Origin of the sequence: Ruminococcus sp. OA3 (assembly GCF_022440845.1) — a bacterium.
Classification (GTDB): Bacteria; Bacillota; Clostridia; order Lachnospirales; family Lachnospiraceae; genus Ruminococcus_G.
Genome location: NZ_JAKNTO010000001.1, coordinates 2,578,848 through 2,594,901, shown reverse-complemented (window position 1 = coordinate 2,594,901; position 16,054 = coordinate 2,578,848). Strand labels below are relative to the sequence as shown.

At 46.4% G+C, this 16,054-nt stretch carries 15 protein-coding genes; 6 read left to right on the top strand and 9 right to left on the bottom strand.

The features are described from left to right. Positions 1-18: 18 nt before the first annotated feature. Both carB and MCG98_RS11590 read right to left on the bottom strand, forming a co-directional pair. Positions 19-3,243 (bottom strand): carbamoyl-phosphate synthase large subunit, encoded by a 3,225-nt coding sequence (gene carB / locus MCG98_RS11595; RefSeq protein ID WP_240303427.1) that lies wholly within the window; start codon positions 3,241-3,243, stop codon positions 19-21. 186 nt (positions 3,244-3,429) lie between these two features. Next, positions 3,430-4,173, bottom strand: coding sequence for a TraX family protein (locus tag MCG98_RS11590; RefSeq protein WP_240302129.1), 744 nt, complete (start codon positions 4,171-4,173; stop codon positions 3,430-3,432). Between the two features lie 137 nt (positions 4,174-4,310). Between MCG98_RS11590 and MCG98_RS11585 the strand changes: the two genes are divergently transcribed. The 3 genes from MCG98_RS11585 (at position 4,311) to MCG98_RS11575 (ending at position 6,358) form a co-directional block, all read left to right on the top strand. Next, positions 4,311-5,003 carry a nitrogen fixation protein NifU gene (locus MCG98_RS11585; protein ID WP_028529866.1) on the top strand — a complete coding sequence of 231 codons (693 nt, stop codon included), beginning with the start codon at positions 4,311-4,313 and terminating at the stop codon, positions 5,001-5,003. Between the two features lie 18 nt (positions 5,004-5,021). Beyond that, on the top strand, positions 5,022-6,020 hold the full coding sequence (locus MCG98_RS11580; protein WP_240302128.1) for a GGGtGRT protein: 999 nt from the start codon (positions 5,022-5,024) through the stop codon (positions 6,018-6,020). Between the two features lie 149 nt (positions 6,021-6,169). Beyond that, complete coding sequence (locus tag MCG98_RS11575) at positions 6,170-6,358, top strand: (2Fe-2S)-binding protein (protein WP_240302127.1); 189 nt, start codon at positions 6,170-6,172, stop codon at positions 6,356-6,358. Between the two features lie 13 nt (positions 6,359-6,371). Here the strand turns inward: MCG98_RS11575 and MCG98_RS11570 are convergent, their stop codons facing one another. After that, entirely contained in the window at positions 6,372-6,656 is a 285-nt protein-coding gene (locus tag MCG98_RS11570) for a hypothetical protein (RefSeq protein ID WP_240302126.1), read from the bottom strand. 184 nt (positions 6,657-6,840) lie between these two features. Here MCG98_RS11570 and MCG98_RS11565 point away from each other — a divergent pair, with 184 nt between their 5' ends. Then, positions 6,841-7,041 carry a cold-shock protein gene (locus tag MCG98_RS11565; RefSeq protein WP_028529860.1) on the top strand — a complete coding sequence of 67 codons (201 nt, stop codon included), beginning with the start codon at positions 6,841-6,843 and terminating at the stop codon, positions 7,039-7,041. A 310-nt stretch (positions 7,042-7,351) separates the two neighbouring features. On the opposite strand, the gene MCG98_RS11560 is transcribed toward MCG98_RS11565, so the two are convergent. The 5 genes from MCG98_RS11560 to MCG98_RS11540 form a co-directional block, all read right to left on the bottom strand. After that, positions 7,352-8,020, bottom strand: a complete 669-nt coding sequence (locus tag MCG98_RS11560) for a UDP-N-acetylglucosamine pyrophosphorylase (RefSeq protein ID WP_240302125.1) — start codon at positions 8,018-8,020, stop codon at positions 7,352-7,354. Continuing rightward, complete coding sequence (locus MCG98_RS11555) at positions 8,013-10,022, bottom strand: DNA topoisomerase (RefSeq protein ID WP_240302124.1); 2,010 nt, start codon at positions 10,020-10,022, stop codon at positions 8,013-8,015. Before MCG98_RS11555 ends, MCG98_RS11560 begins: the two co-directional genes overlap by 8 nt. Positions 10,023-10,038: 16 nt before the next feature. Then, positions 10,039-11,124 (bottom strand): aspartate-semialdehyde dehydrogenase, encoded by a 1,086-nt coding sequence (asd, locus tag MCG98_RS11550; protein ID WP_240302123.1) that lies wholly within the window; start codon positions 11,122-11,124, stop codon positions 10,039-10,041. A 16-nt stretch (positions 11,125-11,140) separates the two neighbouring features. Then, positions 11,141-12,526, bottom strand: coding sequence for an argininosuccinate lyase (gene argH / locus MCG98_RS11545; protein ID WP_240302122.1), 1,386 nt, complete (start codon positions 12,524-12,526; stop codon positions 11,141-11,143). 71 nt (positions 12,527-12,597) lie between these two features. After that, complete coding sequence (locus MCG98_RS11540; protein ID WP_240302121.1) at positions 12,598-13,242, bottom strand: epoxyqueuosine reductase QueH; 645 nt, start codon at positions 13,240-13,242, stop codon at positions 12,598-12,600. Positions 13,243-13,433: 191 nt separating this feature from the next. Here MCG98_RS11540 and MCG98_RS11535 point away from each other — a divergent pair, with 191 nt between their 5' ends. Further along, complete coding sequence (locus tag MCG98_RS11535; protein ID WP_240302120.1) at positions 13,434-14,204, top strand: ABC transporter ATP-binding protein; 771 nt, start codon at positions 13,434-13,436, stop codon at positions 14,202-14,204. Beyond that, complete coding sequence (locus MCG98_RS11530; RefSeq protein WP_345891650.1) at positions 14,191-15,015, top strand: ABC transporter permease; 825 nt, start codon at positions 14,191-14,193, stop codon at positions 15,013-15,015. The genes MCG98_RS11535 and MCG98_RS11530 overlap by 14 nt, the downstream gene beginning before the upstream one ends. On the opposite strand, the gene MCG98_RS11525 is transcribed toward MCG98_RS11530, so the two are convergent. Next, on the bottom strand, positions 14,931-16,034 hold the full coding sequence (locus tag MCG98_RS11525; protein ID WP_240302119.1) for a KamA family radical SAM protein: 1,104 nt from the start codon (positions 16,032-16,034) through the stop codon (positions 14,931-14,933). The two genes, MCG98_RS11530 and MCG98_RS11525, sit on opposite strands and share 85 nt — an antisense overlap. Positions 16,035-16,054: the final 20 nt, after the last annotated feature.

Genomic DNA, 16,054 nt, shown 5'->3' with positions numbered 1-16,054 from the left:
CAATGATCATTTCACATATTAACACTCTTTAATACTGCTGTGGAATTCCTGCAGGGATTTCACTCCGAATGCGGCACCGCTCTTCGCGGCACGTATGCCCTCCACGGTCGCTTTCGCAGCGGCCATTGTTGTCATATAGGGAATCCTGTTTTTAATGGCTGATTTACGGATATAACTGTCATCAACTGCTCCTTTTTTGCCAACCGGCGTGTTGATAACCATGGTTATTTTGCCGTTTGCCATATCATCCAGGATGTTCGGCCGACCCTCGTTGATCTTTGCGATCTTACGAACCGGCATTCCCGCCTGTTTGATCATCTCGCACGTTCTTCCCGTAGCGACAATCTCAAATCCACATTCATAAAATCCCTTGGCAACCTCCACAAGCTCCGGTTTATCTCTGTCGCTGACACTGATCAGGACAGTTCCGCCGAGTGGAAGCTTCGTCTTGGTCGCTTCCTCTGCCTTGTAGAATGCCTCGCCAAAATTTCCGGCAATTCCGAGAACTTCACCGGTTGAACGCATTTCCGGTCCAAGTACCGGGTCTACCTCCTGGAACATATTGAATGGGAATACTGCCTCTTTGACTCCGTAATGCGTAAATTGTTTCTCTCTCAGTTCCGGGACCGGGGACTTTCTTCCAGTCAAATGTGCTGTCATAATATCGGTCGCCAGTTTTACCATCTTGATATTGCAGACCTTGGATACCAGCGGAACTGTTCTGGAAGCCCTTGGATTCGCTTCCAGCACATAGACAACTCCGTCCTCGATCGCATACTGCATATTCATCAGACCGACAACATTCATTTCTTTTGCTATCTTCCTGGTGTAATCTCGGATCGTCGCAATCTGTTCATCCGTCAGATGCTTCGAGGGCAGGATACATGCAGAATCTCCGGAGTGTACCCCGGCAAGCTCGATGTGTTCCATAACGGCAGGAACGAATACATTCGTTCCGTCACTGATTGCATCCGCCTCACACTCCGTCGCATGGTGCAGAAAGCGGTCGATCAGAATCGGGCGGTCCGGCGTCACACCTACTGCAGCCTGCATATAGTATCTCAGATCTTCTTCATCGTGAACAACTTCCATTCCACGCCCGCCAAGCACGAAGGAAGGACGAACCATGACCGGATAACCGATCTTATCCGCGATTGCCACTGCTTCTTCCGTATTGACAGCCATTCCCGCCTCCGGCATCGGAATACCAAGTTTATCCATCATCGCGCGGAACAGATCACGGTCTTCCGCCATATTGATCGTCTCAGGTGTCGTTCCCAAAATATTGACACCGGCTTTTTTCAGGTCTTCCGCCAGATTCAGCGGTGTCTGTCCTCCAAACTGTGCGATGACACCCACCGGTTTTTCCTTCTCATGGATGCTCAAAACGTCTTCCAGCGTCAGCGGTTCAAAATACAGTTTATCGGAAGTATCATAGTCTGTAGAAACTGTCTCCGGATTACAGTTGACAATGATAGTTTCAAAACCCAGTTCCTTAAGTGCGATCGCCGCATGAACACAGCAGTAATCAAATTCAATGCCCTGCCCGATCCTGTTTGGTCCGCCGCCCAGAATCATGATCTTGGGTTTGTCGGTACTCACAGAACAATCATCTTTTATGTGATAGCTGGAATAATAGTACGCCGCATCTTTCGTACCGCTGACATGAACACCTTCCCATGCCTCTACGATTCCGGCTTCCTTCCTGGCATTTCTCACTTCTTCCTCTGAAACCTGCAGAATACTGCTCAGATATCGGTCGGAAAATCCATCCAGTTTTGCCTGGCGCAGTGTCTCTGTCGCAGGAAGTTTTCCTTTCGTCTTTGCAAGTGCCTCTTCCTCTTCCACCAGTTCCTGCATCTGTGTGATGAAATAATGTTTCACTTTCGTCAGGTCATGGATCTCATCTGCAGTGGCGCCTTTTCTCAGTGCTTCATACATGATGAAATGTCGTTCACTGCTCGCATTCGAGAGCATTTTCAGCAGTTCTTCTTTAGACCTGGATGCAAAATCCTTTGCCCCGCCCAGACCGTAACGTCCGGTCTCAAGACTGCGGATTGCTTTCTGGAACGCTTCTTTATATGTTTTGCCGATACTCATGACCTCGCCGACTGCACGCATCTGCGTGCCGAGCTTGTCTTCTGCACCCTTAAATTTTTCAAATGCCCAGCGGGCAAATTTGATGACAACATAATCTCCCCCGGGAACATACTGATCAAGTGTACCGCATTTCCCGCATGGAATCTCATCCAGCGTCAGGCCGCAGGCCAGCATTGCAGATACAAGCGCAATCGGAAATCCTGTCGCTTTGGATGCCAGTGCCGAAGAACGGGATGTTCTCGGATTGATCTCGATTACGATAATGCGGTCCGAAACAGGATCATGGGCAAACTGAACATTCGTACCTCCGATCACTTCAATCGCCTCAACGATTTTGTATGCCTGTTCCTGGAGACGTTTTTGAACCTCCTCAGAAATCGTGAGCATCGGAGCTGAACAGAAGGAATCTCCGGTATGCACGCCAAGCGGATCGATATTTTCAATAAAGCAGACAGTGATCATATTGTTCTTGGCATCACGCACAACTTCCAGTTCCAGTTCCTCCCAGCCCAGTATGGATTCCTCCACCAGAACCTGTCCGACAAGGCTTGCCTGAAGCCCTCTGGAACATACAGTCTTCAGTTCATCAACATTATAGACCAGACCCCCGCCTGCTCCGCCCATCGTATAAGCGGGTCTCAGGACTACCGGATATCCGAGTCTGTCCGCGATGGAAAGGGCTTCCTCTACAGAATAGGCAACCTCACTGCGTGCCATTTCAATGCCGAGGCTGTCCATCGTCTTTTTAAATTCTATTCTGTCTTCGCCTCGTTCAATTGCATCAACCTGGACGCCGATAACCTTTACATTAAATTTATCCAGTACCCCTGCCTTGGCAAGCTCCGAACAAAGATTCAGACCAGATTGCCCGCCCAGATTCGGAAGCAGTGCATCCGGTCTCTCCTTTTCTATGATCTGTGTCAGCCGTTCCACATTCAGTGGTTCGATATATGTGACATCTGCCGTTTCCGGATCTGTCATGATCGTCGCCGGATTGGAATTAACCAATACAATTTCATATCCCAGTTGTCTTAATGCCTTACATGCCTGTGTCCCTGAGTAATCAAACTCACATGCCTGTCCGATAATGATCGGTCCAGAACCAATGATCAACACCTTATGAATATCGCTTCTTTTCATTATTCCACCTATTTCCTTTGTAGTTGTTATTTCCCTAACCTCTATTTTAAAAAAATATAAGGTGTTTGTCTACGGGAAATATCATGTTTTTTTATTTTATTTTGTAAAGTCTGCAGCAGCGTGTAAATTTTGCCTGCGGCAGAGCGCTGTGACAGCATATTTTTCGCCGCCCAGCGCATTCCTCCTGAATCAGACAGCTCCAAAAAAGATGAGCAGGCTGCGGATACCCGCCAGCAAAAGCAAGTGCATGGGATAGAAACAATAGAAAAAGTATTTCATGTTGCTTCCGCGCTGTTTATTATAGAGGTTGATTGGAATAAACGCCAGGCACGCAGGCGCTTCCCATAACAGGCTGATGCAGCCTGCAAATGTCATGAGCACAGGATAATAACGGAAAAAATACAAAATGGCAATCAGCAAAACCCCATGATAGCTGTAGTCAGACTTTAACAGCCAGGCAAGCCCCATTCCCGCCGCAATCGCAGCAACCTGTATATAGGGATTCGATTCAAAACGCTCCATCAGGCATAAAACTAAAAGCCCGATCAGCAGCGTAAAAAACACATTCTGATGGCTCCAGTCCATTACCGTACCGTACAGCGCAAGATCAAACGGCAATTCAGAAAGCAGTGCAAAAATCCCAAGCCGGAAAACATATTTTTTTCTGTCCGAAGTATGCAGAAAACCCTGAACCAGCAAGAAACAGAAAATAGGAAATGCACTTCTTCCCACGAACCTCATGGCCCGGTATACAAGATAGACGTTGTGAAGCGGTGTTCCAATAATAACAGGCGCGTTGGGCAGCAGGTAAACCATGTACAAAATGGCTATGCCTGTATGATCGATCAACATTAAAATCATCGCCAGTATTTTCAAAGAGCTTCCCGTAAGCCTGCGATATCCTGTTGTATCAGAAGCTTGAATCATTGTCATATTAAAAACCTCCTGCAGAATATATTACCATAACTTTACCTGAATAGAAAACATTATAAAGATTTTCACTGGACTAATTTGTCAGTTTATGAGAGAATAGCTTAAAAAGATTTTATATAGTTGAAAGGAGTCTTACAATGATTTATTCACATGAAGTAGAAATGATGTGTCCGGTTGCACAGGGTGTAAACCACGGTGCCGCTCCAATTCCGGAAGAAGCAAAATGGGTAAAATCCAAAGAGATTAAAGATATTTCCGGCTTAACACACGGTGTTGGCTGGTGCGCTCCTCAGCAGGGTGCCTGTAAATTAACATTAAATGTAAAAGAAGGAATCATCCAGGAAGCTCTGGTGGAAACAATCGGATGTTCCGGTATGACACATTCAGCAGCTATGGCATCTGAGATCCTTCCGGGAAGAACACTCCTCGAAGCACTCAATACAGACCTCGTATGTGATGCGATCAATACTGCTATGCGTGAACTGTTTTTACAGATCGTTTACGGGCGTACTCAAAGTGCATTTTCAGAAGATGGACTGCCGGTAGGTGCAGGGCTGGAAGACCTTGGAAAAGGACTTCGCTCCCAGGTGGGTACCATGTATGGAACCCTGAAAAAAGGACCTCGTTATCTGGAGATGGCTGAAGGATACGTGACAGGGATTGCACTGAATGAAGATGATGAAATCATTGGTTATCAGTTTGTAAGCCTTGGAAAAATGACAGATTTCATCAAAAAGGGTGATGATCCTACAACTGCATGGGAAAAAGCGAAAGGTCAGTATGGCCGTGTAGATGACGCAGTGAAAATTATCGATCCCAGAGCAGAGTAAGACGAGGAGGAAAAAATAATGGCTTTATTTGAATCATATGAAAGAAGAATTGATAAAATTAACAAAGTACTGAACAGTTACGGAATTGCTTCGCTGGAAGAAGCGGAAAAGATCACCAAAGATGCCGGACTTAACGTTTACGATCAGGTGAAAAGCATTCAGCCGATCTGTTTCGAGAACGCATGCTGGGCATATATCACCGGCGCTGCCATCGCACTCAAAAAAGGCTGCACAAAGGCTGCCGATGCTGCCGCTGCTATCGGAGAAGGCCTTCAGGCATTCTGTATCCCGGGTTCCGTCGCTGATCAGCGTAAAGTAGGTCTCGGTCACGGTAATCTTGGCAGGATGCTTCTGGAAGAAGACACAAAATGTTTTGCATTCCTTGCAGGACATGAATCATTTGCAGCTGCAGAAGGTGCGATCGGTATCGCTGAGAAGGCAAACAAAGTCCGTAAAGAGCCTCTTCGAGTTATCTTGAACGGTCTTGGAAAGGATGCTGCACAGATTATCGCACGTATCAACGGTTTTACATATGTAGAGACTGAGATGGACTATTATACCGGAGAAGTAAAGGAAATCTTCAGAAAATCATACTCTGAAGGGCTCCGCGCAAAAGTTAACTGCTACGGCGCAAACGACGTGACGGAAGGTGTTGCGATCATGCACAAAGAGGGGGTTGACGTTTCAATCACAGGTAACTCAACCAACCCGACACGTTTCCAGCACCCTGTCGCGGGAACTTACAAAAAAGAATGCGTTGAACAGGGTAAAAAATACTTCTCTGTGGCCTCCGGCGGTGGTACAGGACGTACCCTTCATCCGGACAACATGGCAGCAGGTCCTGCTTCCTACGGCATGACAGATACCATGGGACGTATGCACTCTGATGCACAGTTCGCCGGCTCCTCATCCGTTCCGGCTCACGTGGAGATGATGGGACTGATCGGCGCAGGAAACAACCCGATGGTAGGTATGACTGTTGCCGTTGCTGTTGCGATCGAGGAAGCTACCAAATAAGATAAGATAAATAAGGCACTATGATTGATATCCAGTCTGTGATCATCTCTCATAGTGTCTATTTTATTTACGATAAATTTCTGAATATGATGTCATTCCGAATATTTTTCTTGAATCTGAGTACCATATCCATGAAAGGATGGTATATTATGAATTTGGATAAGATTGTATGTAATTGCATGAGTGTTACAAATGGCATGATTAAGGATGCGGTTGATTCAGGCGCAGATACCCTGGAGGAAGTTCAGGAGGCAACCGGTGCCAGTACCGTCTGTGGCGCCTGTCTTGATGATATCCGGCGGCTTGTTGATTTCTTTGTTGAAGAGCGCGACAAGTAACATCATTGTATCTTCATCGGTTCCTTATCTGATACAGATATAACTCCGTGCGTTTTTTTGATCCCAGCAGAATGCTGCGTTCGTTCAGAAGATACTGATACAGCGTGTTATAGAATTCACCGCCATTCTCAATGTCATATCTCCTGAGCTTTGCAAGCGCCGGGTGAGTCAGACCCTGTCTTCTGTTTTGATCCCCTGTCAGTGACAGCAGATATTCAAAAGCACAGTCCTCACTTAAGTATACCCCTGGATTGCCTTCAGCGCGTTCGAGGGCAAATAATGTCTGCTCATATCTCACTTCATTTGATTTACCTTTATTTTTTTCTTGACTCCATCATGTACATGTGATATAGTAATAAAAGTGTTTTAAAGACTTTTGATTTCGCATATCACTGTAGATCATTATTCTGTTCATGATCTGTAGTGATATGCGATTTTTTATATGCCGAAAAAATACAATAAAAAAACAGGAGGTATCTTTCATGAATAAAGGTACGGTAAAATGGTTTAATGCTGAAAAAGGGTTTGGATTTATCACAGGAGAAGGCATGGCTGATGTATTCGTACATTTTTCTGCAATTCAGAGCGACGGATTCAAATCGTTAGATGAGGGGCAGTCAGTTACTTTTGATACCGTTGAAGGTAACCGCGGATTACAGGCCGCAAACGTACAGATCGCATAGTAATCAAAGCATTCCTCTCATACTTAATGTCTGCAAACAGGTATTGAGAATTTCTGTATATTTAAGTAGCCAGAGCAATGTTAAATTATTACAGCAAAGCCAGTGAAGCGTATTGTATATGCTTTGCTGGCTTAATCTAATGTCCGGTATGATCTTCACGTCTGCCACCAGAAACTGTGTCCCGATAAGACCCATAAGCTGTCAATCGTATAGAACAAAAACATAAAAAGCAATGATTGGCAACGCCTCCGCAAATTTTGTGCGTGACCTTGCCAACCCCGACTTTATCATATTTGGACTCTGTTATACCTCAATCTTCTTTCGTCACAACACACCCCGGCGCCTTAAAGATACTGTTCTCCGGCACGACGCCTCTCACGGAAGAAAGCGGATAAATATTCGTATGAGCACCTACAACCGTACCCGGATTCAGCACAGAATTACAACCCACTTCCACTTCGTCACCGAGCATGGCACCAAATTTCTTAAGCCCCGTCTCGATGCAGGTCTCCTCTCCTTTTACCACGACAAGCTTTTTATCGGATTTCACATTGGAGGTGATGGAGCCTGCTCCCATATGCGCTTTGTATCCCAGGATGGAGTCGCCCACATAATTATAGTGCGGGACCTGTACACGGTTAAACAGAACAACATTTTTGAGTTCCGTAGAGTTTCCGACGACCGCATTTTCACCTACAATCGCTTTTCCCCTGATAAATGCCCCGGGGCGGACTTCCGTATTCTTTCCAATAATAGCCGGTCCTGTGATGGAAGCTGTAGAAGCTACCTTTGCTGACTTTGCAATCCAGATGTTCCCGTCAATGCAGTCATATTCTTGTTCGGAGAGTGTCATCCCAAGTTTTTCAGCAAATTCCCCGATATCTGCGAGAACCTCCCAGGGATATGTCTTTCCCTCGAATAGCTCTTTTGCAATGGTCTCCTCCAGTGTATATAAATCCTGAATCTTAATCTTATCCATTCTTTTTTGCTCCCTTCTGATAATATTCAGAGACTGCCTGATAGCAGTTCCTCATCTGATACTGATTATTCAGCCTGAGCACCCCTGTTGTACGGTCCATGATGAATTTCTCCAGCTTCTGCATATACTCATCCTCTGTTATGCTTCCCTCTGCCACATAAGTCAGTCCTTTTTCCCAGCTGGCCGTCAGTTCCGGATTCAGCAGCGAGCGTATGGAACTGTTCACCACATCAAAGATCATCTCTCCCAGCATCGTTGGCGTTAGTATCTGCGTTTTTTTATTGAGTGCCATATACTTGTTGGCAATCAGTTTTTTTAAGATTTCAGCGCGCGTTGCACTTGTGCCGATGCCGCTTCCTTTTATCTGCGCTCTCAGCTCTTCGTCCTCGATCAGCTGTCCCGCATTTTCCATCGCGAGTATGATGGAACCGGAATTATAACGCTTCGGAGGTGCTGTCTCACCCTCTTTGATTTCAAACCCGCGAATTCCCAGAATCTGGTCTTTTTTCAGCTTTTCCAGAATGTCCGCCAGACCCGGTGTCCCGGAATCTCCATCCGAATCCTCCCCATCTTTTTTCTTTATAAAAGAGGCATGTGCTACCTTCAGATACCCCGGATTCAGCAGCACTTTAGTGTTCGTAAAAAATGTTTCCTGTCCAATACCAGCAGTGAGTGCAAGCTTCCTGTACTCAGCCGGCGGATAGAATATGCTCAGAAATCTTCGCACGATCAGCTCATAGACTTTCTGTGAAACTGCCGGCAGTTTCGCGAGAACGGGAATTCCCTGTCCGGTCGGTATGATCGCATAGTGATCCGTAATCTGCTTGTCGTTGACATACCGTGTCTTCGCAAGCCCCTGATAACTCCCCCCCTGCAGCACTTCGTCAGCAAATTCTGCAGTAACGCCATACTGCCGCAGTCCCCGCAGATTCTGTGAGATAACCTTTGCCACTGCACTCGAGAGTACACGGGCATCCGTTCTCGGATAGGTGACAAGCTTTTTTTCATACAGTTCCTGAACGATGCGAAGCGTCTCATCCGGACTGGTTTTCAGCAGTCTGGAACATTCATTCTGCAGCTCTGCCAGATTATACAAAAGAGGAGGATTTTTTCTTTCTTTTTTCTTCTCAATATTCTGCACAACAGCCTGAAGCGGATCCAGCGCAGACAGTTCATCCGCCAGCGCTTTCGCATCCTTTTCCTCTCGGAAACCGTTCTCTTTATAGAGTGCCGGCGACTGGAAAAAGCGGCTCTTGGGATTGACCCGCCATTCCCCTTCCAGTGCACATCCCTCCAGCTCCAATCCTGCAATCAGACGGTAAAATGGTGTTTTTACGAAGTTTCGTATCTCACGCTCCCTGCGCACGACCATGCCCAGTACACATGTCATGACCCGTCCGACTGAGATTACCTGGTATTTACTCCCCAGAAAATTTGCAACGCTGTTCCCATATTTCAGGGAGAGCAGACGTGAAAAATTGATTCCCATCAGATAGTCTTCTTTTGCGCGCAGATAGGCAGATGCCGCAAGGTTGTCGTATTCCTTCAGATCCTTTGCTTCCCTGATTCCGCGCAGAATCTCTTCTTCCGTCTGGGAATCAATCCATACACGCCTGCGGTCTTTATCCGTGACATTTGCCATCATCTCAACGAGACGGTAGATGTACTCTCCCTCCCGTCCCGAGTCTGTGCATACATAGATCGTCGTAATATCCGGCCTTCGCAGCAGTCCGCTTACAATATCATACTGCTTCTTCACCCCCGGAATGACTTCATATTTAAATTCGCACGGTAAAAAGGGGAGGGTCTCAAGCCTCCACCTTTTATACTTCTCATCATATTCTTCCGGATAGCTCATGGTGACAAGATGTCCGACACACCATGTCACCACAGCATTCTCTGACTCCAGGTACCCGTCATTTCTCCGGGCATTGATTTTCAAGGCTTTTGCAAATTCCTGCGCGACGCTCGGTTTTTCTGCAATATATAAAGATTTTGCCATTTGGATCACTTTCCGGCTATTTCGCCTGGATATATCCTTTTGCTTTCAGTGTCTCGGCACAGAGCACTGCACCGCCCGCTGCTCCGCGGACCGTATTGTGGGAAAGACCTACAAATTTGTAGTCATATACTTTATCTTCACGCAGTCTTCCCACTGAGATGCCCATGCCGTTTTCATAGTCCACATCCAGGGTAACCTGCGGACGGTTGTCATCCTCCAGATACTGGATAAACTGTTTTGGAGCGCTTGGCAGGTTCAACTCCTGCGGGATTCCTCTGAAGTTTACGATACGGTCGATCAGTTCTTCTTTTGCAGGATGTTTGCGGAATTTTACAAATACTGCAGCAGTATGTCCGTTTAATACAGGGACACGGATACACTGACAGGTAATCACCGGTGATTCCGCAGTTTTGATCACACCGTCTTCGATCTTGCCCCAGAGACGAAGCGGTTCCATCTCACTTTTTTCTTCCTCTCCGCCGATATAAGGAATGATATTTTCCACCATTTCCGGCCAGTCTTTGAATGTCTTTCCTGCCCCGGAAATTGCCTGATATGTCGTTGCAACTACTTCATACGGTTCAAATTCCTTCCACGCAGTCAGAACCGGTGCATAGCTCTGTATCGAGCAGTTCGGTTTGACTGCGACAAAGCCGCGGGCTGTTCCCAGCCTCTTCTTCTGAAATTCGATCACGTCAAAATGTTCCGGGTTAATCTCCGGCACAACCATCGGCACATCGGGTGTCCATCTGTGTGCACTGTTGTTTGAGACAACCGGTGTCTCTGTCTTTGCATACGCTTCTTCGATGGTACGAATCTCATCTTTTGACATATCAACAGCTGAAAATACAAAATCAACACCTGATGCTACTTTTTCTACTTCATTCACATTCATGACAACCAGCTTTTTCACTGCATCCGGCATCGGTGTTGTCATTTTCCAGCGTCCTCCGACTGCTTCCTCATAAGTTTTGCCTGCACTTCTGGGGCTGGCTGCCACTGTCACTACTTCAAACCACGGATGTTTCTCCAGCAGAGAGATAAATCTCTGACCTACCATACCCGTTGCGCCTAAGATTCCTACACGTAATTTTTCACTCATTTTTTATCTCCTCTTCCTAACATGAAATCCCATCTAAAAATGCCCGGTTTTCCTCGACCACCTGTTTCATTGCATCCGGTCCCGGTGCTCCAAGCGTCATGCGTTTTTCTACACATGTCTTCAGACTGATCGCCTCATAGATGTCCGCTTCAAATACCGGACTGATTTTTTTATAATCAACAAGCTTCATCTCATCAAGTGATATGTTGTGTTCAATGCAAAACAGAACGAGCTGACCGACAATACCGTGCGCATCTCTGAATGGAACACCTCTGCCAACAAGATAATCTGCTGCATCCGTTGCATTGGTAAATCCCTTTTGTGCACTCTTTTCCATGACGTCCTTTTTAAATTCCATGGTCGCCAGCATTCCCTCAAACAGTGCCAGACATCCTTTCGCCGTATCGATGGCATCAAAGGTAAGTTCCTTATCTTCCTGCATATCTTTATTATATGCGAGGGGAATCCCTTTCATCGTAGTCAGAATGGAGGTCAGGGCAGCATACACTCTCCCTGTTTTCCCTCTCACCAGCTCTGCGATATCCGGATTTTTTTTCTGAGGCATGATACTGCTTCCCGTGCTGTAAGCATCATCGATCTCCACAAACTGGTATTCATTGGAGTTCCAGATGATAATCTCCTCCGAGAATCTGCTCAGGTGCATCATGACTGTGGACAGCGCTGACAGCAATTCAATCACATAGTCCCGGTCGGAAACGGAATCCATGCTGTTTCTGGTTGGTCCCGCAAAACCGAGAAGTTGTGCCGTATAGTCCCGGTCCAGCGGATATGTAGTTCCTGCCAGTGCCCCGGATCCAAGCGGACAGTAATTCATACGTTCAAAAATATCACACAGTCTCTCGTAATCGCGTCTGAACATCTCAAAATATGCACCCATATGATGTGCCAGTGTAATCGGCTGCGCTTTCTGAAGATGTGTGAATCCCGGCATATACGTCTCAAGGTTTTCACGCATAATATGGTTCAGGGTTGCGAGCAGTTTCACAACCAGGGTCTTCAGCTCACAGACCTCGTCCCGTACATACAGCTTCATGTCCAGTGCCACCTGGTCGTTCCGGCTGCGGCCAGTATGCAGTTTTTTCCCTGCCTCTCCTATCCTGTCGATCAGATTGGCTTCCACAAAGCTGTGAATGTCCTCATACTCCGAGGTGATGGGAAGCCGGCCTTCCTGAACGTCTTTCAGAATTCCTTCCAGTCCGTCAATAATCTCATCGCGCTCTGCTTCTGTCAGGATTCCCTGTTTTGTAAGCATCTTTACATGGGCAGTGCTGCCTTTGATATCCTGCTCATAAAACTTCTGATCAAATCCGATCGAAGCGTTAAAATTATACACAAGCTGATCCGTCTCTTTCGTGAAACGTCCGCCCCACAATTGTGCCATAAACATTCCTCATTTCTTTTTTCGGGCACAGTCTCCTGTGTCTACCTTATCTTGATTGATTTTACCATCCTCTACTTTCCATGGCAAGTATTATTCTTCTTTTTCTCTGATTCCCGCTGTTTTTTAGAGAAAATACAGCCACAGTAGTCCTGCCTGTACAGACCATATTTCTCCGAAAGTTCAACAGATCGTTTATATCCCTCCTTCTTTTTAAAATCTGACGGCAGCCACTTCACCCCGCAGACAGTCTCCAGCTCCCCTCCTATCTCATTCAGCCACTCTGCATTCTTAAGGGGGCTGATGGATAATGTGCTGCAAAAATATTCGAATCCATTCTCACTGGCGATCTGCGCGGTCTTATGAAGACGCAGCCGGTAACAATAGTAACAGCGTTCTCCTCTCTCGGGAAGTGTCTCCATTCCTGCAGCTGTCTTATAAAATTCCTCAGGCTCAAATTTTCCTTCAAGAAATCCGACGGGATTCTTTACGTTCAGTCTTTTAATGAATTCCTGCTGTTCCTTCACACGTTTCCGGTATTCCTCCTCCGGATAAATATTGGGATTATAATAAAAAACTGTAATGGAAAAATGTTGAGAAAGATACTCCAGCACATAACTGCTGCACGGTGCACAGCAACTGTGCAGCAGCAGTTTTGGTACTCTTTCCCCCTGTTCTGTGATCAGCTCATCCAACTGTTTTTGATAATTTTGCTTCATTTGCTGGAAAACTCCTGTCTTTTTCATTTTCGTAACTGATCAGGACGGCCGTCTTCTTGACAGGACGGCCATCTTCTGCACCGATTTCCTCGCCGTCCTGAACTGTTACTCATTTTCTTTTATTGTAATTCATTCTGACATTTCGTGCAATCGATTCATATGATATTGTAAACATATCATGGAGGAATACCATGGACCAACCATTGTTAGAGCTGAAAAATGTCAGCCTTTCTTACCATTCTCTGGAAGGGGAGACCCCTGCCATTTCCCATATATCATTTCAGGTTCCCAAAGGCGGCTTCCTTGCGATCGTAGGACCGAGCGGATGCGGCAAATCCACCATTTTAAATCTGATCTGCGGACTGCTCAGACCGGAAGAAGGCGAAATCCTTCTGGGCGGAACAAGCCTGTCAGAGAAACCGATGAACATCGGTTACATGCTGCAGAAAGACCATCTATTCGAGTGGCGGACTGTCTACAGCAATATTTTGCTGGGATTGGAAACGCAGAAACGGGTCACGCCGCAGAAGGAAGTTTATATTGAAAGTCTGATGCAGACTTACGGCCTGGACTCCTTTAAAAATGCAAAACCTTCTCAGCTGTCCGGCGGAATGCGCCAGCGTGCAGCTCTGATACGTACTCTGGCTCTTGAACCTGATCTGCTGCTTCTGGATGAACCGTTTTCTGCTCTTGATTATCAGACACGTCTGAATGTCGGAGATGACATAGGAAACATCATTAAACAGGAGGAGAAAACGGCAATCCTCGTAACACACGATATATCAGAAGCAATCAGTATGGCTGATACTGTCATTGTCCTTACAAAACGTCCTGCAACAATCAAATGTACCATCCCCATTGATCTGGAACTTCCTGACCGTACACCGCTTACTTCACGCAGTGCCCCGAAGTTCAAAACATATTTTAATCAGATATGGAAGGAACTGAATGACCATGAATGAACTTCGTGAAATGTCGATCGGACAAAAGAATTATCTGAAATCAAAAAAAAGGGACAGACAGGTCATCCAGCTTGTCCGGATACTGATTTTTTTAGTTTTCCTGTCTTTATGGGAGGTCAGCACCCGGCTCGGCTGGATTGATTCTTTTATTTTCAGCAGTCCCTCACGTGTCCTTCGGACCATCGTGGATATGACGCTTCATCAGGGGCTGATGCTTCATATCGGTACCACACTGTTCGAGACACTCGTAAGCTTCTTTTTTGTCACACTGCTTTCCATCGGGGTCGCTGTATTGCTCTGGATATCTTCCAGGCTTTCCTATATCCTGGAGCCCTACCTTGTCATTTTAAACAGCCTCCCAAAATCTGCGCTTGCCCCGCTGCTGATCGTATGGCTCGGAGCAAAACCCACAACCATCATCGTTGCCGGTATGTCGGTGGCGATATTTGGTGCCATCATCAATCTTTACACGGGATTCCAGGAGGTCGATAAAGAAAAGCTGAAACTGATCTACACATTCGGGGGCACAAAAAAAGACGCCCTTATAAAGGTCGTCCTTCCTTCTTCGATTCCGCTCATCTTAAGTGTGATGAAAGTTAACATCGGTCTGTGCCTGGTTGGTATCATCATCGGTGAATTTATCAGCAGCAAACAGGGTCTGGGACACCTGATCATCTATGGCAGCCAGGTATTCAGGCTCGCAGGCATTCTGATACTTTCTGCCATTCACGGTATCTCATCCAGCCACGTCTGCCCCTCTTTAAGCCGCTGTGTGAATATACGTCCCTGGTCCCCCTCCTCTTTCGCCTGATGATATTTAAACAGCATCCGGCCATTCGGAAGATTTCCCAGTATCTCTATCTTTCCCGTCACATGTGACAGGACATAGCGCAGACATTTTCCCTGTCCATTCTGTTGATGTTTTGCCTCTTCCACGATCTCATATCCGCGTTCCAGTGGCACCTGAAACTGGTTCTTCACTCCGGTTACCGGACGACACTGGAATATGTAATAGGGAATAATGCCGCATGCAGTCATTTCCCGTAACAGCTTCCCTACTGTTTCTCCGCTGTCATTAACTCCCTTAAGCAGTACCATCTGGTTTTTGACAGTGATGCCGGCGCGGTTCAGAATCCCGACGGCCCTTTTCGCCTCACCTGTCAATTCCTTTGGATGATTCACATGAGTCATCACATAAATCTTCTTTGTCCGGTTATATTGTTTCAGCATCTCAATCAGTTCAGGGTCCTCATAAATTCTCTTTGGCAGAGAAACCAATGTCCTCGTTCCGAACCGGATCAGATCCAGATGCTCAATCCGGCTGAAAGCTTCCAGATATCTGCGGATAACTTCATTGCTGTTCAAAAATGCATCTCCGCCCGATATCAGCACATTGCTGATCTCTTTATGCGTACTTACGTACTCCACCATATCCTCCACGTTTTCTGCCGTCTCGTCATCTGATATTCCAACCAGACGTTTCCGAAAACAATGCCTGCAGTACATCGCGCAGCGGTTCGTGGATAAGATCATGACCGTCTCGCGATATTTATGCTGCATGCCCGGCATCACCGTATTCTCCGCCTCTCCGCTGGTATCAAAATCGCCTGCTACATCAGTCTCTTCAACAGACGGAATACACATCTTCCGAATCGGATCCTGATCCGGATTCTCCCGGTCAATCAACGAATAATAGTATCTGGGAATCGTCATCGGAAAACGATCCAGTATCCTGCACATCTGCTCCTCTTCCACGGCGTCAAGTTTTAATAAATCCTTCACTTCGCATGCTTCCGTAATGTTATATCTCAGCTCCTCTTTCCATTTCAAGCGCAGTCCTCCTTGTCTGT

Excerpts from the sequence above, each read along its gene's own strand:
- MCG98_RS11590 (WP_240302129.1), bottom strand. The coding sequence starts at position 4,173 with ATGACAATGATTCAAGCTTCTGATACAACAGGATATCGCAGGCTTACG.
- MCG98_RS11585 (WP_028529866.1), top strand. The coding sequence starts at position 4,311 with ATGATTTATTCACATGAAGTAGAAATGATGTGTCCGGTTGCACAGGGT.
- MCG98_RS11580 (WP_240302128.1), top strand. The coding sequence starts at position 5,022 with ATGGCTTTATTTGAATCATATGAAAGAAGAATTGATAAAATTAACAAA.
- MCG98_RS11575 (WP_240302127.1), top strand. The coding sequence starts at position 6,170 with ATGAATTTGGATAAGATTGTATGTAATTGCATGAGTGTTACAAATGGC.
- MCG98_RS11565 (WP_028529860.1), top strand. The coding sequence starts at position 6,841 with ATGAATAAAGGTACGGTAAAATGGTTTAATGCTGAAAAAGGGTTTGGA.
- MCG98_RS11560 (WP_240302125.1), bottom strand. The coding sequence starts at position 8,020 with ATGGATAAGATTAAGATTCAGGATTTATATACACTGGAGGAGACCATT.
- MCG98_RS11555 (WP_240302124.1), bottom strand. The coding sequence starts at position 10,022 with ATGGCAAAATCTTTATATATTGCAGAAAAACCGAGCGTCGCGCAGGAA.
- asd (WP_240302123.1), bottom strand. The coding sequence starts at position 11,124 with ATGAGTGAAAAATTACGTGTAGGAATCTTAGGCGCAACGGGTATGGTA.
- argH (WP_240302122.1), bottom strand. The coding sequence starts at position 12,526 with ATGGCACAATTGTGGGGCGGACGTTTCACGAAAGAGACGGATCAGCTT.
- MCG98_RS11540 (WP_240302121.1), bottom strand. The coding sequence starts at position 13,242 with ATGAAGCAAAATTATCAAAAACAGTTGGATGAGCTGATCACAGAACAG.
- MCG98_RS11535 (WP_240302120.1), top strand. The coding sequence starts at position 13,434 with ATGGACCAACCATTGTTAGAGCTGAAAAATGTCAGCCTTTCTTACCAT.
- MCG98_RS11530 (WP_345891650.1), top strand. The coding sequence starts at position 14,191 with ATGACCATGAATGAACTTCGTGAAATGTCGATCGGACAAAAGAATTAT.